Genomic DNA, 20,793 nt, shown 5'->3' with positions numbered 1-20,793 from the left:
CGAACACGAGCTGCTATCAGTCTTTGGGCGGCAGCGCATGCAACGTCATGCCGAGCGAAATAGACGTGAAGTAGCCGACCGTGATCAGCAACTCGGCAATCACCGCCCGGCCGAGTTCAGCGTCGTAACGCGCAAAGCGCGCGTCGTCGACTACGCCGCCCGCGAGAATGTCACAGACCGCCTCGCAGACAAGCTGAAGGCGGTCATCGCTTGCTTCTGGTCGGCGCTTTTCCATGATTGCGTCGACTACCGCCTGCGGCACTCCCGCCTTCAACGCATGCCGCCGATGGTTGGCGATCACGTAGGGCGCGTTCCAGAAGACCGCCGTCGAAAGAATCGCGACTTCGCTCTCCGCTTCACTGAGCACGGGCGAGTGGTCGACGTGTGTACCGATTATCTCCATCCCGCCGGCGAGGTTCGGGTTATGCAGCCAGATGTTGAACGGCGTGGGAATTCGCCCGCGGCCCTCGCCTAGCCGGGCAATGACTTTCTTTTGCTCGGGGGTGGCTTTGTCGGGGTCGATACGTTGTAGCCGATTGTCGGTCATGCCTGTTTCCTTCCTGTCACGATGCCTTGATTAGATGAGGCTTGGCGGCCACGGTATATGAATGATCTGATCGAAAACGCCATAGATCAGCGCGGTCACGCAGGCGGCGAGAATCAGACTGAGCCTCCACGACTCGCGTCCCTCGATGCGCATGTACGCAACGATAATGATCGGCACGGTCGGGATCATGCCGATCAGCGACATGCACGCAAGAAACGCGACGAACCAGCCGAAAAACTTCGCGGCGCGCATTAGGGTCACGTGGTTCGGCAGCTTTTCCCCATGATCACTCGAAACGTCCATGTGAATGCCGCCGCCCGCAGGCGCCGCTGCCCCATGTGCAGGAATGACCAAAATCTTGTAGATCAGGCTGAAAGTTCCGGCGATCACGAGCATGCTCGCAATCACGGTCGGCCCGATTCTCGCCATGAGCAGCCAGCTCTGCGCGGTGACCAGCATGTATATGCCCACGCCGATGAAGAACACATAAACCAGATCTTCCGGCTTGACGACAATCTTGCCGCTCGGTCGCATCCGCGCGAGGCCGCCGCTGCGCAACGCCGTAAACAACGGCTTGAAAAAGACCAGCGCCGCGAGCGCGAGGAGCCCCATCACGACCGGGCGCGTGACCCACTGCCCGCCATAGCGCACGAAGGAAATCGACATGTAGCGCTCCATCAGCACTCCGAGCACGAGGCCGAGAATCAGCGGCGGGCGCGCCCATTTGAGGCGCTTCATGGTCCAGCCGATCACTGCGGCGATCAGCAGCACAAACAGGTCGCCCCAGCTGCGGGAGCCCTGGAAGGCGCCGACATAGATGATCGGCATGATGACCGGCAGGATGAGCGTGTAGCGCAGCGTCGAAATCCTCGCGAACTGTCCACTGAGCAAAAAACACAGACCCGCGCCGAAGATGTTGGCAAGCGCAATTGACCAGACCATCGAGTACGTGAAATCGAGATGCTTGGTCAGCATGTCCGGGCCGGGGATGAAACCATGCACCATCATCGCGCCCAGAAGAATGGCCTGCGCCGCGCCGCCCGGCACACCGAACGACAGCATCGGCACAAGGCTGCCGCCTTCACGCGCGTTATTCGCCGCTTCGGGCGCAATCACGCCGCGCACATCGCCGGTGGTGAAAGACTGCTTCGCGCCCTTCGCGGTTTGCAGCGCATGACCATAGGCGATCCAGTCCGTCACCGCGCCTGTGATGCCCGGCACCGCACCGAGTATCGCGCCAAGGCCGCCGCAGCGGAGAATCAGAAACCAGTTGCGAAAACTGTCGACCACGCCCTGTCGCATTCCCTCACGAGAACTGAACTGCACGTTCTCGGCGATCGCCTTGCGCCGGATAGCAAGTTCGCACAACTCCGGTAGGGCAAAGATCCCGAGGATGATCGGCACGATCGGAATGCCGTCCTGCAGGTAAAGGATGTCGCCGGTCCAACGCATCTGCCCGGTTGCGACGTTGGTGCCGATCATGCCCACCAGGATGCCGAAACAGGCTGCGACTACGCCGCGCAGCGGCGCGTTGCCCGAGAGCGCCGAGACCATTGAAACGCCGAATATCGTGAGCGCGAGCATTTCGGGGGTGCCGATGGAGAGCACGAAAGGCCGCACCAACGGCAGCGAAAACGCAAGAACGATCGCACCGATGAGACCGCCAGACAGCGAGGACATGTAGCACGCGCTCAACGCGCGCGACGCTTCACCGCGTTTCGTCATCGGCAGGCCGTCGAGCACGGTCGCCTGCGAAGCCGCGTGGCCGGGCACGCCGAACAGCACGGCTGGAATCACGTCGGAAGTCGTGATGACGGATGCCATGCCCAGCAGCATTGCAAAGGCCGCATACGGGTCCATCGTGTAGGTGAACGGTACCAGCAGCGCAAAACCCGTCAAGCCTCCGATGCCTGGCAGCAGCCCGATCGACAGTCCGACCACCACGCCGAATACGAGGAAGATCAGACGGTTGAACTGGAGGAGCGTCGACAACGCATGGCCTGCAGCCAGGAGCGTTGCATCGTTGAGAAATTCCATACGTCATCCTGATTAGATGGCAAGCCCGTCTGGCTCACTCGGTCGGTCCGCCCAGTTGTGGTTGGAGATGCCCACCGAGTCGGATTACGCGGTTGACTTGATTCGCCGCCCGACGTTAGGGGTTCAATCGGCCAGCACCGGGTAAAGCTTCTTGGCCGTGCCGGCCCAGATCCATGCGCGCTCTTGCTCGGTAAGGCTGGCGAAGCACGCGCGGCCCTGATCGATCAGCTTTTTCAGCGGTCCCGCAGAAGCCGGGTAGTTGGAGCCGAACGCCAGGTGATCCGCGCCGAACACTTCGACGAGCGTCGCGAAGAACGCGTCTGCCCCGCCTGGCGCCGCCTGCGCCAGATCGAATGTGCGCGGTGTGATCTTCATATATACGTTGTCGTACTTCGCCAGTTCGAACAGCGCCGCGCAACGCGCGTACGGCGGGCCATCTTCGAGGCCGGGCCGCGCGCAGTGATCCAGCGCGATCTTTACGGCGGGAAAGCCTTGCGCAAGCTCGGCGACCATCGACAAACCGTCCGGCGTCGTCTGTACTGCCATAGTCATGCCGATTTCGGCGCAACGCTGCCAGATTGGGAACGTCGCCGGATCCACGAGCCAGCTCGCATCGCCCTGATGCGTCGCACCGCCCGTGAACAGACGAATGCCGCCCATGCCGCGAGCGAGCCAGTAGTCAAAGGTCTGCAACGCGTCGGGCGCAAGCAGATTGAAGGAATAGACGCCTGTGAAGCGCTTCGGATAGCGCGCCACGCTGTCGGCCACGTACGAGTTGTTGTGACCGTAGGTGGTTGACGAATGCACGATTGCAGCTTTCGCAACACCCGCTTCGTCCATTTCGGCAATCATCTGCTCGAACGTGACCGGGCGCGTGGCCGACCACTTGGACCGGTGTCCATGTTGCGGCGCGATCGGGTAGTGTTCGGTGTCTGCAGAGATGATATGCGGGTGGATGTCGATTATTTCCGGTGTCATGTGAACAAACCTCGTGGTGATCTGCGTTCAGTGAGAACTGAAGATGAGCTTGCGTGCGCTTTCGAGCTGCCGCTGTGGGGTCGCGTAGAGCTGGCCGACTATCTGTTCCACCGCGTTTCCGTCGATCGGATCGATTGGGTAGCCTGAACTTTTCATTGCTGCGACGAACTCAGGGTCCGCGATCGTCTTCGAGAACGCCTCACGCAGCGCATCAAGACGTTCCTCGGGCACATCCTTCGGTACGGCGATTGGCCGCCCGGCCTGGAACGGCAGCAGGAACAGATTGAAGAGTGCCTTGACGTCGGGGTTGGTGATATAGGCGCTCAGGCTCGGGATACCGGCGAACGGAGCCGGACTGTTCCAGCCCAGGTGCAGCAACACTTTCATCTTGCCGTTGGCGAGCATGCGCACAGGTTCGCCTTGCTGTAATCCGTCGATGGTCGAGGCCCAGCCATCCACTTCGCCCCGCTGCATCGCGAGGTAGACTTCTCCGCGGCCGGTGTAGCCAGGCACAATGCTCATCTTCGCGCCGAGATACTCGTCAAGCAGCGCTGGCAGCGTGCGGTCTTCGTTGGCGAAGCCTGTCGCGCCGATGTACATCTTTTTCGTGACGAGGTCGCCGGCGGTCGTCACGCCCGAACGCGTCATCGAAACGAGGCAATACTCGACCTTGTTCAGACTGCCGAGCCACCGCACTTTGCGCGGATCGAACCTGCTCTGCCGCGGATCGAGCAACGGGATGTACAGATTGTTTCGCTGCAGGAAACCGATGACGGTCCCGTCGCTGGACTGCCGCGACTGCAGCGAGGCGGCCGCGACCATACCGCCAGCTCCGACCACGTTCATTACCACCGCATGCGGTTTTCCAGGAATGTAGTTGACGAAGAAGCGTGCGAACTGGCGCGCAATGATGTCAGTCGGCGTGCCTGCGTCCGCGCTGACAATAAGCGTAACGGTCTTGCCGTGATAGAACTGCTCAACCGACTGACCATGGGCCGTTTCCGTAATCGCCATCGCAGCAATGGTGAGCAGCGCCGCGCAAGCGCGAATTGCGGTCCTGTACTTCATGGTCGTACTGTCTCCGATAGTAATCCGCAATTCACCTTCGCCCGCCAGCAGCGACGGTTCGAATCATTCGCGCGAATTGGGTTGTCTCCGTTCGTTAATTGAGTGAACGCACCGAGATTCTGCCAGCGCGCCGGCAGGGGTCAATTGAGAAAAGCCGCTTTCACCTTGAGTGAACGGTTAACACGACGTCGACGAACGGACGCGAGTCGACTGAGCCGGGGAGATAAGCCAGGCGGCTTACGGCGCGAGCGCCTTGCGCGCAGCCTGGCTCTTTTTCGCGAGGTGTTGAGCCGCTTCCTCCAGGCACGCAACCATCAGTTGCGCGCCAGGTGTGAGGCCGCGATTGCGGTTCCATAACACGCCTGCGGGGCGCAGCAACCGGGGAAGGCCGAGAGGAAGCGTATGGAGCGGCTGCGTGAGATCGTTGGCCGGCGTGTCGGCCATCACGGCGATGGAATCCGAGACCTGCAAATGAGCACGCACCACGTGAATGGAAAGTGTTTCGATGTAGTTGTTGGTCAAAGGCACGTCGTGCGCTTCGAGTGCGCGCTCAAGCGGATCGCGCAGTATCGAACCGGGCGGCGGCAGTATCCACGGATACGGATGCAGGTCCGACCATTTAAGAGTTTTCTTGCGGACCAGCGGATGATGACGGCCCACGACGAGCGTGACTGGATCCTCGATCAACTCTCTTTCTTCAAAACTGCCGAGCGTGTCCGGCGGCGGAAGGCGGCCCACGACCAGATCGAGGCGACCTTGCCAGAGCTCCGGCAATAGGGAGGCGGTCGTCCCTTCGACGACAACGACGTTGGTGCCAGGCGAGCGCTGCTTCAGAAGGCTCAGAGCCCGCGGCACCAATACGGAAGCCGAAGCGGGCAACATGCCGATGTGAATCTTGCCTTGGGTTCCCGAACTCAACGCCTTCAGTTCGTCGCGTGCCTGGTGGAGGACTGTGAGCATCGCCCGCGCGTGGCGAATCAGACACTCGCCGTACTGTGTCGGGACGAGACCTTTTGCCGTGCGCGCGAAAAGCGTGAGTCCGAGGCCCCGTTCGAGTTCGGCAAGCGACTTGGACACCGCAGGCACGGTGACATGCGTGACGTCCGCGACCTGGGTCAGATTGCGGTAGGTGTCGATCGCCACGACGAGATGCATGTGCCGCGCCTTCAGGTTGATCTGAAGGTACCAGTCAAGCTCTGACACGTCGCGCGCCCCCTTTTACCAACTCGTTAAGCCCTAGACCATTTTACTCAATTGCCCGACGACACTGTTGGCTGGCACGATCGCGATGCGCCTGGCCACGCCTGGTTGCGCTCCTTACGCGCATCGTTTGATAACAACATGCCGGTCAATCCGGCGTACCGAGACAGTACATGACCGAGACCCTTACCCGTCGCCGCTTCCTGCGCCGCGCCGGCCTTCTTGGCGTGAGCATCGCGACAGGGGTAGTAGCCGCGCCTTATGTCGCGCGCAGCGCCTCCAGCGCGATCCGCATTGTCAGCAACCCGGGGCTCGAAAATGCCACACTCAATGCCCTCATGGACGAGATGGGCTATTTCAGGCGGTACGGGGTGAACGCCTCTATAGCGCAGATTCCCGGCGCAACTGGCCCGTTCGATGCGATCGTCGCGGGCGCCGCGGACCTTTGCATGGTGTCGGGCTACAACATGGTGTTAGCGCGCATCGCGCAAGGCGCGAAGGTAAAGATCGTCGGAGCGGGCATGAAAAAATGCGCGCTGACGGTCTTTGCCAGACCCGATGCCGTAAGAACGCTCGCCGACCTGGAGGGCAAGACGGTCGCGGTGGGTCCGTCTCTCGGCTTGCTCCATACACTCATGCTCCAGTTGCTGAAGGAAAAAGGACTTGACGCCTCGCAAGTCGATTTCGTCGATAAGGGCAGCAACGACCAATGCTATGAGGCGGTCGCAACGGGCGAGGCGCACGCTTGCTGTTCCAGCATCTCGCATCTGAACGATCAGGGCGGACTCGTCGCGATCAACGGCGCCAACCTTTGGCAGGCGCTGCCCAGATGCACTTTCCAGACCGCCTATGCCGCCGATACCGCGCTGCGTGACAAGCATCAGGCAATGGTTGCGGTCATGGCCGCCTATGGTGCGCTTTACGAGTTCCTTATGTCGCCTGCATCGCACGATGCATTCTTCGAAGCACGCAGGCGCGTGCAGAAGCATTTCGACGAGGTTTCCGCGCAGGCAATCTGGCATTTCAACGAGACGCAAAGGCCCTACTCGAAAGACCTCTCGCTGACGAACGCCGATATCGGTTATCTGCAGGATATGTACATCAGCGCCGGAAGTCTGAAGCGCAAGCAGCCCTTCGAGGAAGTCGCCGACATGTCCGCAGCGAAAGCTGCCGCGAAGCTAGTCGGCTGAATCGGTCGGAGCAGGGAAAACCCGTAATCTCGGCGAAGCGGGCCCCGCCTGCGTGCTCGTGTCATAACAGAACACCCCGAAGGCGGATCGGTGTCCAGCCTTCGGGGTGCGCTTCCCTCGCCGCTTTCAGCCTGTCGCGCCCAGGTCAAAACGTATGCCGAATACCCGCGATGATCGAGATCTGCGAGCCGCCAGCCGGCGGCGTGGGAACGGGCGTGATCGTCGTCGCTCCAAGCGCGAGATTGCCGTAGTTGTGAATGTGCTCACCCGTGAGGTAGAGAAACGTTCGCTTGGAAAGGATGTATTCGCCGCGCAATACGAGCACCAGCGCCTTGTCGTGCGAGTGATCGTACTTTAGATGCGCCACCATGCCGTCGACATAAATGAAAGGCGTCACGGGCACGACGCCCGTCAGCCAGAACAGATTGCTCTTTGGCGTGGACAGACCTTCGTCGTCCCGCCTGATCCAGCCCACGCCAACCTTGGCCTTGCTGATCTTGAAGTAGCCTCCCAGCGTGAATCGGCTGTCCGTAAGCTTCGGCGACGTAAGACCGCCAAACGTCGCAGAGGTGCCGCCGTAATTTCGCTCATAGGAAGTGGCCAGGCCCCAGGTGTGTCGGTCGTACTTGAGCATTGCCGAATATTCCCGGCACTGGTTCGAAGGGGTCGTCTGCCCGGGACAATTCGAGGCGGCGGCGCTGTTACCGGCGACGGCATCGCGACCGAAGCTGTAGTTCACGCCTGCCTCGAAAGAGCCGAGGAAATAGCGGTAGCTGACGGAGTTATCCGCCCGCGCGTTGGCGATGCCGTTGTCGAGCGTGGTAAGACCTTGCGCGCCCGTTCCGAACGGATTGATAAACGAGGTGGCAAAGAAACGCATTGTGTATTGGCGGCCAAATGTAAGCCGCCCATATGTTCCGTCCAGACCGACGTAGGATTGCCGCCCGAAGAGACGCCCGCCTTGCCTGGACGTTCCGTTGGCGGGCATGAAGCCCCCTTGCAGATCGAAGATCGCCTTGGTGCCTCCACCAAGATCCTCGCTGCCGCGAATTCCGAAATAGGAAGTGGCTGTCCCGTCTCCCATGCGATAAGCATCGGTGATGTCTTTGCCCTTCGCCGCATTGTTGACGTACTCGACACCCTGATCGATCAGGCCATACATGGTGACCATGCTGCCACCTGCGGGCTGACTTTCTGCCGCACCTTCGTCTCCAGCCTTCGCCAACCTCGGCACAACGCACACCAACGCCGCGCAAGCGACTGTTGCGGTCCTGTATTTCATCATCGTCACCGTCTCCTGAGTGTGATCCACGATGGATGTGCCGGATAGCGGACTGGTAACTGCGCCGTTCCGGTGTGGACCTCGTCTTTTCACTTATTTGTAACGCCATGAAATTTTGCCTGTACGCCGCAGCAGGTCTATTGAGAAAAAGAGCGTCACGCTTGAGCGAATGGTTAACGGTTTCCCGGCTGGGGCGGCGTTCACATTGAAGGCTCGTCCCTCCGCGAACGCGACACCGCAACGCAATTGCTGATAGTGATCCTCGGCGTACCCGGCGGTACAGACGTGACGATCGTGGCGGACGGCTCCGCCAAGGCGATACGCGTGGGCAATGAGACGATGCGCCACGGTAGCAATGAGGACACGGCGTTCGGAGAGTCGCTTGACGTCCAGAGCTGTTCGGCGCGACTGCTGGGTCTCAGGAAGCGCGCAAGCGGGCTATGTCGCGCGCCGGCGGTTCACCGAAATAGCGGCGATATTCTCGACTAAACTGCGACGGGCTCTCGTAACCCAAGCGAAAGGCGGCAGTCGTGACGTCGATTCCATGGACCAGCATCAGACTGCGCGCGTCCTGCAACCTGAGCTGCTTCTGGAATTGCAGTGGTGTAATCGCCGTCACGGTGCGGAAGTGTTCGTGAAGGCTCGATGGGCTCATGCCTGCTTCCGCTGCAAGCTGCTCAATGCTGAACCGTTCGCGAAAATTCTTCCCGATCCAGGTAATGGCGCGACCCACCTGGGCCCCCCGACCCTGGCTGGAGGTAATGTGGCGCATCCGTGTGCCGTTAAGGCCAGCGACCAGGCGATAGAGAGATTCCTACTCGGCAAGCGGCCCGAGCACCGGCAGCGCTGCCAGATCGTCGAGCAAGCGCAGCAGGCCCTCTTCGCGAACTCTAATGCCTGCGTCAGCCCGGTTCTCAGTATGGAGAAGCGCAGAAGCATGAGCATCTTCGGGCAAGGAACACGTTCGTCGAGGTCGACGCAACCGTGCGCAGCGCAGTAGCTCCTCGCTTTAGTCGCTCGCCAATCGCCCGTAACGAAACAGATGTCACGATACTTGACGTTGGCTCTGCAATAGATGGATGGCGTGTCGACCACAGATCAAGTCAGTGTTCGTAGGTCGACATCCGGCAGGCCGGCTCACTCGTGCATCGGCACCGAGACGTCTGTGACTGCGTTCTTGTCATCGGTACCAAGATCTCCCGCGTTGTCGAAGTGGAGTACGGCCGGCAGTGGCATTGCATCGTCTTCAAGTCGTTTTATGCGTTGATCTGCCAGATCCAGGCGCCCGACGCGCCCTCTGTCACCAAGCCATAGATTTCCTCGATCGCTGTAGTGCATTCAAGTCGCGCGTCGGCTTTAACGATGCCGGAACTGAGCGTCAAGGCGCCGAAGCCGGTACCGCCACCCCAGTGCCTTTGAGGTGCGCCTTCTGCTCCGCGTTCTGTACGTTCTGCGGGTACCTGAGCTGATCCCCAGAAGGGTTGTAGCCGTTCTTCTCAAGCTTGTTCAGCTCAGCATTCTTCTTCTCGCGACGCGCTTTCCGTTCAGCCTTATTCGTTGCTTTCTGCGCCTGCTTTGAACTGCGCGCACCCTCCATCGTCGAGGCTTCATCGCTAGCAGGTTGCGCTTGAGCACCTGAAAGCATCAGCAACGAACAGGTCACGCCAAAGGCAAGCGCCTTGATTCGCGTACAAGTCATTTCCGTCTCCAAAAAACTTAGTGATTGCTGGAAGATATCCGCCGCGCATCCCATCCATGCGCGCGTTGGTGATTCATCTTCACCGATTTTGCACCAATGCGACGGCGCGATCCACCTGTCTCGACGCCGTTCTTGCGCGACCTTAGAACTGCGTTGCAATCCCTGCGAAAACGCCGAACTGGCTGTGACCATAGTTCGGATTCGTGCTGGATGTATTACCGTTCACCGGATCGTTGTTCGTGTTCGCCCCGTACAACCCACCATTGAGACCGAGATTCGACGTCGAGCTGTTATGAAGGTAGCCCAGTTCTGTGTATAGACGAGTGCGCTTCGAAAGCAGATACGCACCGGATAGCGTGTACAGCGTGGCATTTCCGTTCCCGTTGTTCGCGTTCGCGTGGTACACCGCACCTGTCAGAAACGTTGCTGGTGTCACCGCCCAACGTGCGCCGACCCACTCATGGTCAACCTTCGTCGGCAACGACACGCCTGCGGGCAACGCCGACGCATTCGCCGTTCCATAGAAGCCTGCGTTAGACGCGTCTGGCGCGCTCAGGTGCTGATACCCCAGAAAGACCGTCACTGGACCCCAGACGTATGAACCGCCAGCGAAGATGGAACGTGAGGCCAGATAGACATTGCTGAACTTCCCGTTCCCATCACGAATCTCATCGTAGATCGCCTGTACGTCGAGATTGTGTGCGTTGTACTCCAGTTTGATGCCGTCGTCGCGACCCTGCGAACTACCGAGTCCGGTTGATGTTCCCAGTTGGCCCGGAGCGCTGCCCGGATTACCAGAGTTCCACGTCGTCGAATTCGTGAGATTGTACTGACCTTGTACTGTGAATCCCCCGAAGCTCGGAGACAGATACTCGAATCCGTTGGCCGCCTGCGGGAACATGCGCCCTCTCACAAGCGTGCCAAACGAGTATTTTTGTGTCTGTTGAGGATCGAGAATACCCGCGTATTGAAGCAGCTCGCTAGCGCCGAAGTTACCCATCCGGATGGACCCGTACGTCGGATTACTCATGCCGATGGTCGCCTGACCCTCGAAGAACGCCCCATTCGAGTAGGATCCGTTCTGCGTGTTGAGTCTGGACTCGAGTTGGAAAGTCACGAACGTGCCACCGCCAATGTCCTCCAGTCCCTTCAGGCCGAAGCGTGATTCAGCCCAATTGCCAGACTCGGCCCCCAGGCGATGACCTTTTGGCAAACCGGTCTCAAACTGCACACCGTTATCCACCAGGCCGTACAGCGTTACGCTGCTTTGCGCGCTGGCAGCTGCTGCAAAGCCCATCACCAGCGATCCCAAAATAATACGCTTCATCTTCTTCTCCTATCTCCAAAACATGGTTGACCACTTATCTATTTTCGATTTGCACTGCTAATAAATCTCGTAGTCCGTCTTCGCATTCCTGCTTTCTAAGTAACCTTGGAGTTGACTCTTGAACTGGATCAGCGAGGAGACTGCATGACAAGGCGCTCACCGGTCCGTTGCAATCAACCTGCCCGGACCGTGCGCGAATACCGACGCTTGAGGTACATCAGCGTCAGATTTCAGTCTGCTTCGTTAGGACGCAAGGCGAAACGCGACCAATCCACTAATGTCGCGTTTCGCTTGCGGTTATTACTGATCAGGTGCGATTCTCACCGCTGCGACGGAAACGATCGAGTGCCACGGCAGCGATGATGACGAGGCCTTTGATAATGAACTGCCAGATGTCGGACACGCCGAGAATGACGAGGCCATTAGAAAGTACCGCAATGATCAACGCACCGACCAAAGTCCCCCAGATCGAACCTACACCGCCTACAAAGCTCGTGCCGCCGAGAATGACTGCTGCAATCGCGTCGAGTTCATAGCCAGAGCCGATCTGAAGGCCATTCGCAGCATAGAGCCGCGCTGCGGACATCACACCGCCGAGACCAGAAAGCAACCCCGACACGGCATAGACGAACAGCAGGATCAGGCTGACCTTGATGCCGGAAAGACGCGCTGCCGCAGGATTGCCGCCCATGGCATAAATCCAGATCCCGAGCACCGTACGGCGAAGAATGACCCACGAAATCAGAATAACGGCAAGCGCGATGATTGCGAGAACCGGAACCCCGAGGAAGCTTGCATTGCCGATCCACGCAAAACTCAGGTTCGGGTTCATCACCGTGCCGTCATTGCCAATCAAGCGTGCAAGTCCGCGCACCGCGGTAAGGGATCCGAGGGTGACGATAAACGGCGGAAGTCTCAGGTACGCGATGAGGAGGCCGTTGATAGAGCCAAGAATAATACCCGTCAAAAGTCCGACCGGGAGGGCCAACGCTCCGAACGAGGGGTCGAGAGAACAGATCATCGACGTCATGGCCGCGGTCGCCAGCATCGAGCCCACCGAAAGGTCGATGCCTCCCGTCAGAATGACGAACGTCATCCCTGCAGCCAACACTGTGTTGATAGCAGCCTGCTGTGCGACGATCGAAATGTTTTGGCCGGTGAAGAATGTGCCTTGCGTAGCGAAGTTGAATGCGAAGCAAAGGATGATCAGCACCGGCAGCATGCCGATCGAACTGATCAGCCGGCGAACGTGCACCTTGTGCGCTGACATCCCGACTGCGTCGGTTGCCTTGTCCTTTACAACAGGGCTACGAAGCGTTGATTTGATCATGATTGTCTCCAAATCTGTGTTTCAGGCGGCATCGAGGGTTGCATCCGCTCCTGCCGCGAGAGCCATGATGTTTTCCTGGGTAATTGCGTCGTTGTTTGGGCCGCCGACTTCGCCGACGATATGGCCTCCGCGCATCACGAGCGTGCGGTCGCAGACCCCAATGATTTCTGCCAGTTCGCTCGAAATCACGACGACACCAATTCCTTGACGCGCCAGGTCGTCGATGAGCCGATAGATTTCGGACTTAGCGCCAATGTCCACACCGCGCGTAGGCTCGTCGAGAATCAGCACCTTCGGCCCGATCTGAAGCCAGCGCGATAGCAGCACTTTTTGCTGGTTTCCCCCTGAGAGGCTTCCAACGTTGACCAGAGGGCTTGCTGCCCGGACACGAAGTTGCTCGAAGGCCGAGTTCGCGCGCTTTCTTCCTTTCGACAGATTGAGAAAGCCGCCTGGGCGTGCGTCCCGAAGAATGACGCCCAGATTAATGTTCTCCGCGCACGACATGTCGAGAAAAAGGCCCAGTGCCTTGCGATCTTCCGTCAAGTACGCCAGTCCGTGCTTGATGGCGTCGGACGGTTGACGAATGCTCACTTCCTGACCGTTTATAAAAACCTTTCCGCTCGCCTTCTCGTCGGCGCCGTATATCAGCCGGGCGAGTTCTGTCCGTCCCGACCCGACCAGTCCGGCAATTCCCAGCACCTCACCTTGATGGAGTTGAAAACTGCACGGTTTGATTTTGTCGCCATCGGAAATGTCCTTTGCTTCAAAGATGACAGGGCCACGGCTGCCACCGGCATCATGTTCCTTCATATAGAAGGTCGACAGGTCCCGGCCAACCATCATCTTGACGATCGCCTGAGCCGATAGCTCGGCACGGTCAATCGTTCCTACATAGCGCCCGTCCCGCAGCACAGATACACGGTCGGACAGGTCATAGACCTCTTCCATCCGGTGACTGATGTAAATGATGGCAATACCTTCGGAGCGCAATTGCCGGATCAACGCAAACAGCCGCTCGCTTTCCCGCGACGATAAAGCCGTGGTCGGCTCATCAAGGACCAGAATCCTCGACTTCGCGTGCAACGCCCTGCCGATCTCGACCAGTTGCTGCTCTGCGATGGAAAGCGTCCCGACGATCGTACGGGCAGTGAAAGGAACGTCGAGGCGTTCGAGTACTTCACGACAGCCCGCGTACATTGCCTGCCGATTAGCCACTCCGCGAACGGAGACTTCCCGCCCCAGATAGATGTTTTCGGCGACGGAGAGATTCGGCGCGAGGCTCAGTTCCTGGTAGATGATCGAAACTCCGTGTTTCTTTGCCTCCACCGGATCTCCAATCGTCACCGGCTTGCCATCGATCAGGATCTCACTACCCGGATCGGCCTCATAGGCGCCAGACAGAATTTTCATCAACGTCGACTTGCCGGCGCCGTTCTCTCCCATGAGAGCGAGCACTTCACCGCCCCACGCGCGCAGTTCGACGTTATCAAGCGCCTTGGTGCCGACGAACGTCTTACTAACGTTGCGCATTTCGAGCAGAGGAAACCGATTCTCGGTAGGCATGATATCTCCATTTGTGTTGCTCGCAGGCGCGCACGCGAACGCCGGTGCGCGCCCCAATGCAGCGAGATCTACGCTGCATTGATAGTGGTCAGATTAACCACCCCAGCCCTTGTACGACGTAACGTTGTCACGCGTGACCAGTTTCGGATCAAGCAGAATCACGGGGTTCGCAGGCTTCTTTCCTTTCGACAGCATGTCGTTGCCGATATCGAATGCCGTCTGCGCCATCGAATACGGACTTTGAGCAACCGTCCCCTGAATCGCCGAGGGAGCTTTCAGAAGCGAGGTCACCTCAGGCGAGCCGTCGACGCTGACGATCATGAAGTCCTTCCGATTGAACTGTTTGGCCGCCAGATCTGCCCCGATGGCTTCCTGATCACAGACCGTGAAGACGCCATCGACCTTCGGAAAGCGCGTCAACAGCGATTGCATAACCGTCAGACCACCTTCACGCGTCGCCTTTGCGTTCTGGTTGTCAGAGAGGATCTCGAACTTGCCCTTGCTTAGGACCGACTGGCAGCCCTTGACGCGGTCCTGGATCGATGACACGGACGGTCCGTTCAGGATGACGACCTTGCCTTTTCCGCCCAGTTTGTCGGACAGATACTGGCATGCCATCTCGCCGGCCTTGAAGTTATTCGTCTGCACGGTGGCTGCTGCGCCGTCGGCCGACACGTCCACAGCGATCACAGGAATGCCGGCTGCCTCGGCACGTTTGATTGCCGGAAGAATCGCCTTCGGGTCATCTGCGGTCAGAATGATCAGGTCGGTCTTGGCGGAGATGAAATTGTCGACCTGGGCGAATTGTTTGTTCAGGTCGTAGTCCGACGCGACCGTCATGACCTTGGCGTTCGGATTGTTCTGCTTCGCCCGGTCAGTAACGCCTTTGGAGATTGCGGTCTGAAAGGGATCACCGAGCGAATAGATTGCAACTCCTACCGAGTTGACGTCCTTGGCCGACACAGCGTTCGCCAGGAAGCTGCCAGCTGCAAGTCCGAGCAAGATTTTCTTGAACATGATTGTCTCCGATTATGATTTAAAAAACTATGACCAAGGCGTCGCAAAGAGCGACGCTTTAGGATCGAAGTCAGGAGAGAGCTGCCTCCCGGCAGGTTAAATCTCCTGACATTTGTCACACACTAAGCAAACCTAATCTTGTCAGGCTGAGTCCGGACGGTGACTGTTGAATCCGAAGCCGGCTTTTCTGTCACCGGCTTCCTGCTTCCTCGATCACCGGGTGAGCGTTGTCCAGGCGCCGTCTTGCTCAGCGGACCGGACAGCCGCGTCGATCAACGACATCGTGTCTACGCCATCCGCAATGCCCGGAATGCCGTCGAGGTATGACTGATACGGCAACTCAAGACGCTTAGCCATCAAAGCCTTTGCAAAATCAGAATAGAGATTCGCGAAAGCGAGGGCGTATCCTTCGGGATGTCCGGCTGTGAAGCGCGTCGCAGCAGCGGCCTGCGGCGAGAGAGTTGCGTAGCCGCGAGCCAGACGTTGGGCGGGCGCACCCGGCGGTTTGAACCAGAGGACTTCCGGTTCTTCCTGGACCCACGTGAGGCTGCCTTTCTCGCCAAAGATGCGGAAGGACAGACCGTGATCGTTGCCGGTCGCGACGTAACTGCCCCAGAGGCGGCCGCGAGCACCGCCTTCGAAGCGTGCCGTCAGGTAGGCGTTGTCATACACTTCGCGCCCTTCAGCGAACGTGGTCATTTCGGCGGACACTTGCTCGACGCGAAGCCCTGTGATGTACGAAACGATGTGATGAGCGTGAGAGCCGACTTCACCGAGGAGAACGCCCTTGCCCATCGACGATTCGCGGAAGCGCCAATGGCGATCGGGATTCTGCGGATCAACTACGAACCCGGCGCACAGTTCGCCTTCAATGCACTGGATTTTGCCAAGTGCCCCCGACGCTACCATCGCGCGCGCTTCGCGCACCATCGGGTAGCCGGTATAGCAATGGGTGAGAAGAAATAACCGATCATGCTGCTTGACGAGATCGTTCAGGCGTTGAGCCTCCGCGAGGTCACGGGTCAGCGGCTTCTCGCAGATGACGTCGATTCCTTTTTCCATGAAGACGCGTGCTACCTCGTAGTGCAACTGCGGGGGCGTCGCAATCACAACTGCGTCGATACGGTCTTCACGTGCCGCTTCGCGTTCCGCCATCACACGGAAGTCGGTGTAGGCACGGTCATCATCGATCAACTCGGCCCGCGCTGATGCTTTCGCAATCTCAGGGTCAATCGACATCGCGCCAGCCACAACGTCGTAGAGCCCGTCGGTTCGCATGGCGACAAGATGAGTGCGACCGATGACGGAATCTTTTCCGCCGCCGACAAGGCCCACTCGCACGCGTCGGCCGAATTGAGAAAGAAGGTCAGTAGACATGCGTTTCACCTGCTTTGTGCCTGCAGAATCACCTGAGGCTGTTTAAAGTTTTGCCAACCGTGCAAAGAAGCACAGGTCGACGTCGATAGAAGCACTTCGGTTTCTGACACTGTGAGGCGGCGGCTCAACGCGTACTTTCGCGGGCGCTCACTGGGCCAGATACCCGCCGTCGATCACGAGTTCGGCACCTGTCATAAATGAGGATTCGTCACTGGCGAGAAATAGGCACACGTTCGCGACTTCCTCGGGGGTGCCCATGCGTCCCATCGGCGTTTTGGCAATAATCTCTGCGTTCAGGTCGTCGGGCTGGCTCGTCACGAGCGGCGTTCTGATCAATCCCGGGTGGACCGAATTCACCCGGATGTTCTCGGGCGCATACGTTACGGCCGCGTTTTTGGTCATGTTGCGCACGCCGCCTTTTGCTGCCGCGTATGCTGCAGCGCCGGCAGTGCCCACGATGCCCCACATCGACGAGAAATTGATGATCGAACCCTTGCGCATACCGCGCATCGACGGCAACACAGCCTGGATTCCGAGGAAACTGCCCGTGAGATTGACAGAGAGCACTTTCTGCCAGCTGTCCAGGTCTGTGCCATCCAACGTTTCATAGCAGTAGACGATGCCCGCGTTGTTGACGAGTACATCGATGCGCCCGTGTTTAGCGATTACCGATTCCACTACACGTGACCAATCCACCGGGGACGAAACATCGAGTTGCTGAACGTCGAACTCTTTTGAGTCACTCGCCTTGATGTCAGCCGCGATAACCGTCGCGCCCTCGCGTGCGAAGGTTTGCGCCACGGTCAAACCGATGCCCTGTGCGGCCCCGGTGATCAAAGCGACTTTGTCTTTGAGTCGGTTCAATTTGTATCTCCTGTCTATATTTGCTTTCGCGGTTCGGCGTTCGTGGGTCCTGGGCGGACCTTCGGCTTCATGCTCTTCCTCGTGGGACCGAACCGCTTGGTTGTCGTCACTGCAACACTGCGTTGCAACTTCCGACATGGCTGTAGACTATTCGAACGCGTCTCAAAGAAATATGCGCCTCCGCGAAATCATATTTCCAGCTAGCGGAAATATCTTTCGAGAGGGTACGTCGCCAGGAAAAGTCCATCGGTACTTCCCCGAGCCAGCTGGCCAAGAGGGTCCGCTTAGGGAGCCTGATCGCGCTTTCTATCGAACAGCTCGCCACTTTGCGGCAAGTTGTCGTCGTTCCGTCCATTCGATCAGGAATTCAGTGAAGACCCTTATCTTGGCGGGCTGATAGCGGCGACTTTGATAGGCGAGATTGATGGTGAGGCGGGGCAACTGCCAATCCTCGAGGACGGGCACGAGACGTCCAGCGACGATGTCGTCATGAATAATATAGAGCGGCTGAATCACTATTCCCAAGCCAGATCGCCCTGCAGCGACGATGACCTGACCTTCATTGGAATCCAGCACACTGGTGATCGGAACGTCGCACGTCTCCTCGCCGCGCCGAAAGTGAAGAAGATATGGATCGACAGCAAGGTTGTAGACCAGCATGCGATGCTGGCCCAAATCCTCAGGTCGGGCGGGTCGGCCGTACTCGTTGAGATAGGCAGGTGACGCTGCGAGGATGCGAGAGGTATCCGCCAGCTTACGGACCGTAATTCCCGAATCGCCTTCGTGCTCACGCGTGCGAATAGCAATGTCGATTCCGGCTTCAATGAAGTCAGGGTAGCGGTTCGCGGCTATGACCTGCACGGAAATGCTCGGATACCGTCGGTTGAACTCAGTCAGAAATGGAGCAATGTGCAGCGTTGCGAACGAGACTGAACTCGTCACTCGCAAGACTCCTGTCGGGCGCAAAGTTGCGTCGCTTGCCGCAGCCTCGGCTTCGGCCATCTCGGAGAGGACGGCAACGCAGCTGCGCCGGTATGCCTCGCCCGCATCCGTGAGCCATTGCCTGCGCGTCGTGCGCTCAATGAGGCGGGTACCCAGCCGCTCCTCGAGCGCGCTCAGCGTGCGGCTCGCTGCCGCGTTGGACATATCGAGTTGTTCAGCGGCTTTGGACAAGCTACCGAGTTCAGCCGTCAGCACAAAAAGTTCGATCTGGGTCCAGCGGTCCATGCGCGCGATTCATCCACCTAGCGGAAATGTCATTTCACTATAGCGCATTTTTTTCCTCTTACGGGGCTATTACCCTGTCGTCTCGTACACGCGCACTAGGAGACACAGCGATGCGCAACATCAATGAGGACACCATCACGCAGGCGGTACTGGCGTCGATGGACGAACGCTGCGACGGCAGGCTTCGTACGATCTTCACCAGCCTGGTGCAGCATCTTCATAGCTTCGCCCGAGAGGTGAAACTGACCGAGGCAGAGTGGTTCAAGGCCATCCAGTTTTTGACCGAGTGCGGCCATATCACTGACGACAAGCGCCAGGAGTTCATTCTCCTGTCGGACACGCTCGGGCTTTCGATGCTTGTGATGGCTCAGAACAACAAGAAGCCGACCGAATGCACGGAGGCGACTGTGTTCGGTCCCTTCTACGTCGAGGGAGCGCCGGAGTATGAGAATGGCGCAGACATCGCGAATGGCGCGCGCGGTGAGCCCTGCTTTGTCAGCGGCCAGGTTCGAGGCCTCGATGGCAGGCCGCTGGCCGGTGCGCAGATCGACGTGTGGCAATCCGACGAGGACGGATTCTACGACGTGCAGAAGTCGTCCGAAAATGCGAATTCCTCAGTCCATCAGGCGCGCGGCAGACTGCACAGCGATCGCGACGGCCGGTTCCATTTCCGTTCCATTCTCGCCGAGGCCTATCCGATTCCTCACGACGGGCCTGTGGGACGAATGCTGGAAGCGCTCGGCCGTCATCCCTGGCGTCCGGCTCACCTGCACTTCATGATCAAGGTGCCCGGATACGAGACGCTGATTACGCATGTGTTTCGCGACGGAGACCAGTATCTCGATTCCGACGCGGTTTTCGGGGTCCGGTCAACGCTGATCACCAAATGGGTCAAGCACGATAGCGGCGTTGCTCCAGACGGTTCAAAAATGGAAACGCCGTTCTATTCGCTCAAGTACGACTTCGTCCTGAATCCCGAGGAGGTTCCTGCATGATCCGACATATCGTCATGTGGCGAGTCCGTGGCGAGACGCCGGGCGCACGTCAGGAAGCCCGCCGACTCGTCAAGGAGAGTTTCGAAGGACTGCGAGGCGTCATCCCCGGCATGCTTAAGCTTGAAGTGGGGCTGGATTCGAGCGCGGTCGATTATGCCTGCGATGTCGTCCTGATCACGGAGTTCGACTCACAGGCCGCACTCGACGGGTACGCGACGCACCCGGAGCACCTGCGAGTGCGCGAAAGGCTCGGCGACATCCGAACGGCGCGCTTCCAGGTGGACTACGAAGTCGATTATCAGATCGACCAGCAGGCCGACTCTGAAGCACGAGACACGATCGCAGCAGGTCGTGAGTTGCGCCAGGTGCGTGCTTGAACGGCGACGCAGAACATTGAAACGAATCTTAATTAGATGGCCTTTCGGTCGTCGCAAAACCACTTTCAAAAGGAAATCTCATGTCTGATCAAAATTCGCTGCATCTCGTAACGCTCGTCGGCAGCCTGCGTCGTCTCTCCTTCCATGCGGCTATCGCAGACTCGCTGCAGGCACTAGCGCCGGAAAACGTGCGCGTGACGAAGCTGCCCTCGGTTGGGCTGCTCCCGCACTATGACGCGGATGTCCAGGCCGAAGGCTTTCCGCAAGCGGTGCTCGACCTGGGCAATGCAATCAGCGAGGCCGACGGCGTCATCATCGTTACGCCCGAGTACAACTACTCCGTTCCGGGTGTCCTTAAAAATGCGCTGGACTGGCTTTCTCGCCTCCCGACACCTCCTTTTGTTGGCAAGCCCGTAGCGATCCAGTCTGCATCGCCCGGCATCTTCGGTGGTGCCCGTGCGCAATATCATCTGCGTCAAAGCATGGTGTTCCTCGATGCGCAGGTGCTCAACAAGCCCGAAGTGATGGTTGGCGGCGCTGCGAGCAAGGTTGACGTCGAGGGTAGGACCATCACCGACCCGCAGACGCGCGAGATCATCTCCGCCCAGTTGAAGGCCTTTGCGCTTTTCGCCCAGCAGCGCAAACTTCTGAACAAGTAATTTGGTAATAGCGTCGAGGCAAGATTGCATGCTTGACCTCGACGAGTATGTATCCC

19 protein-coding genes are annotated in these 20,793 nt (G+C 58.8%); 4 read left to right on the top strand and 15 right to left on the bottom strand.

What is annotated here, in order from left to right; all coding sequences use genetic code 11:
- Positions 1-16: 16 nt before the first annotated feature.
- From F757_RS0108765 to F757_RS0108745, 5 genes are all read right to left on the bottom strand, one after another.
- Positions 17-547 (bottom strand): carboxymuconolactone decarboxylase family protein, encoded by a 531-nt coding sequence (locus tag F757_RS0108765; protein ID WP_027211071.1) that lies wholly within the window; start codon positions 545-547, stop codon positions 17-19.
- A gap of 30 nt (positions 548-577) precedes the next feature.
- Complete coding sequence (locus tag F757_RS0108760; RefSeq protein WP_027211070.1) at positions 578-2,584, bottom strand: tripartite tricarboxylate transporter permease; 2,007 nt, start codon at positions 2,582-2,584, stop codon at positions 578-580.
- Between the two features lie 123 nt (positions 2,585-2,707).
- A complete protein-coding gene (locus F757_RS0108755; RefSeq protein WP_027211069.1) occupies positions 2,708-3,562 on the bottom strand; it encodes an amidohydrolase family protein in 855 nt (284 codons plus the stop codon).
- A gap of 27 nt (positions 3,563-3,589) precedes the next feature.
- Positions 3,590-4,630, bottom strand: coding sequence for a Bug family tripartite tricarboxylate transporter substrate binding protein (locus F757_RS0108750; protein WP_027211068.1), 1,041 nt, complete (start codon positions 4,628-4,630; stop codon positions 3,590-3,592).
- A 237-nt stretch (positions 4,631-4,867) separates the two neighbouring features.
- Positions 4,868-5,833 carry a LysR substrate-binding domain-containing protein gene (locus F757_RS0108745; RefSeq protein ID WP_027211067.1) on the bottom strand — a complete coding sequence of 322 codons (966 nt, stop codon included), beginning with the start codon at positions 5,831-5,833 and terminating at the stop codon, positions 4,868-4,870.
- 170 nt (positions 5,834-6,003) lie between these two features.
- Here F757_RS0108745 and F757_RS0108740 point away from each other — a divergent pair, with 170 nt between their 5' ends.
- On the top strand, positions 6,004-7,020 hold the full coding sequence (locus F757_RS0108740; RefSeq protein WP_027211066.1) for an ABC transporter substrate-binding protein: 1,017 nt from the start codon (positions 6,004-6,006) through the stop codon (positions 7,018-7,020).
- A gap of 145 nt (positions 7,021-7,165) precedes the next feature.
- Here F757_RS0108740 and F757_RS0108735 read toward each other — a convergent pair whose 3' ends face one another.
- The 10 genes from F757_RS0108735 to F757_RS0108680 form a co-directional block, all read right to left on the bottom strand.
- Positions 7,166-8,305: a porin gene (locus F757_RS0108735; RefSeq protein WP_232221378.1), complete on the bottom strand. Its 1,140-nt coding sequence runs from the start codon at positions 8,303-8,305 to the stop codon at positions 7,166-7,168.
- A 415-nt stretch (positions 8,306-8,720) separates the two neighbouring features.
- A complete protein-coding gene (locus F757_RS33220) occupies positions 8,721-9,074 on the bottom strand; it encodes a helix-turn-helix transcriptional regulator (protein WP_232221377.1) in 354 nt (117 codons plus the stop codon).
- A gap of 606 nt (positions 9,075-9,680) precedes the next feature.
- Positions 9,681-10,193, bottom strand: a complete 513-nt coding sequence (locus tag F757_RS36490; protein ID WP_232221376.1) for a DUF4148 domain-containing protein — start codon at positions 10,191-10,193, stop codon at positions 9,681-9,683.
- A complete protein-coding gene (locus tag F757_RS0108710) occupies positions 10,144-11,328 on the bottom strand; it encodes a porin (protein ID WP_027211062.1) in 1,185 nt (394 codons plus the stop codon). Before F757_RS0108710 ends, F757_RS36490 begins: the two co-directional genes overlap by 50 nt.
- A 307-nt stretch (positions 11,329-11,635) precedes the next feature.
- A complete protein-coding gene (locus tag F757_RS0108705) occupies positions 11,636-12,598 on the bottom strand; it encodes an ABC transporter permease subunit (protein ID WP_232221382.1) in 963 nt (320 codons plus the stop codon).
- Between the two features lie 81 nt (positions 12,599-12,679).
- Positions 12,680-14,221: a sugar ABC transporter ATP-binding protein gene (locus F757_RS0108700; protein WP_027211060.1), complete on the bottom strand. Its 1,542-nt coding sequence runs from the start codon at positions 14,219-14,221 to the stop codon at positions 12,680-12,682.
- A 93-nt stretch (positions 14,222-14,314) separates the two neighbouring features.
- Positions 14,315-15,238 carry an ABC transporter substrate-binding protein gene (locus F757_RS0108695; RefSeq protein WP_027211059.1) on the bottom strand — a complete coding sequence of 308 codons (924 nt, stop codon included), beginning with the start codon at positions 15,236-15,238 and terminating at the stop codon, positions 14,315-14,317.
- Positions 15,239-15,451: 213 nt separating this feature from the next.
- Positions 15,452-16,615: a Gfo/Idh/MocA family protein gene (locus tag F757_RS0108690; protein WP_027211058.1), complete on the bottom strand. Its 1,164-nt coding sequence runs from the start codon at positions 16,613-16,615 to the stop codon at positions 15,452-15,454.
- Positions 16,616-16,762: 147 nt separating this feature from the next.
- Positions 16,763-17,479: an SDR family NAD(P)-dependent oxidoreductase gene (locus F757_RS0108685; protein WP_027211057.1), complete on the bottom strand. Its 717-nt coding sequence runs from the start codon at positions 17,477-17,479 to the stop codon at positions 16,763-16,765.
- A gap of 306 nt (positions 17,480-17,785) precedes the next feature.
- A complete protein-coding gene (locus tag F757_RS0108680; RefSeq protein WP_025597372.1) occupies positions 17,786-18,706 on the bottom strand; it encodes a LysR family transcriptional regulator in 921 nt (306 codons plus the stop codon).
- Between the two features lie 110 nt (positions 18,707-18,816).
- Between F757_RS0108680 and F757_RS0108675 the strand changes: the two genes are divergently transcribed.
- The 3 genes from F757_RS0108675 (at position 18,817) to F757_RS0108665 (ending at position 20,737) form a co-directional block, all read left to right on the top strand.
- The gene (locus tag F757_RS0108675) at positions 18,817-19,701 is read left to right on the top strand and encodes an intradiol ring-cleavage dioxygenase (RefSeq protein ID WP_027211056.1); all 885 of its coding nucleotides are present in this window, start codon (positions 18,817-18,819) and stop codon (positions 19,699-19,701) included.
- On the top strand, positions 19,698-20,078 hold the full coding sequence (locus tag F757_RS33210) for a Dabb family protein (protein ID WP_051376719.1): 381 nt from the start codon (positions 19,698-19,700) through the stop codon (positions 20,076-20,078). Before F757_RS0108675 ends, F757_RS33210 begins: the two co-directional genes overlap by 4 nt.
- A gap of 80 nt (positions 20,079-20,158) precedes the next feature.
- A complete protein-coding gene (locus F757_RS0108665; RefSeq protein WP_027211055.1) occupies positions 20,159-20,737 on the top strand; it encodes an NADPH-dependent FMN reductase in 579 nt (192 codons plus the stop codon).
- Positions 20,738-20,793: the final 56 nt, after the last annotated feature.

The organism is Burkholderia sp. WSM2232 (assembly GCF_000472545.1).
GTDB lineage: Bacteria > Pseudomonadota > Gammaproteobacteria > Burkholderiales > Burkholderiaceae > Paraburkholderia.
This window is presented reverse-complemented; position numbering and strand designations above follow the sequence as displayed.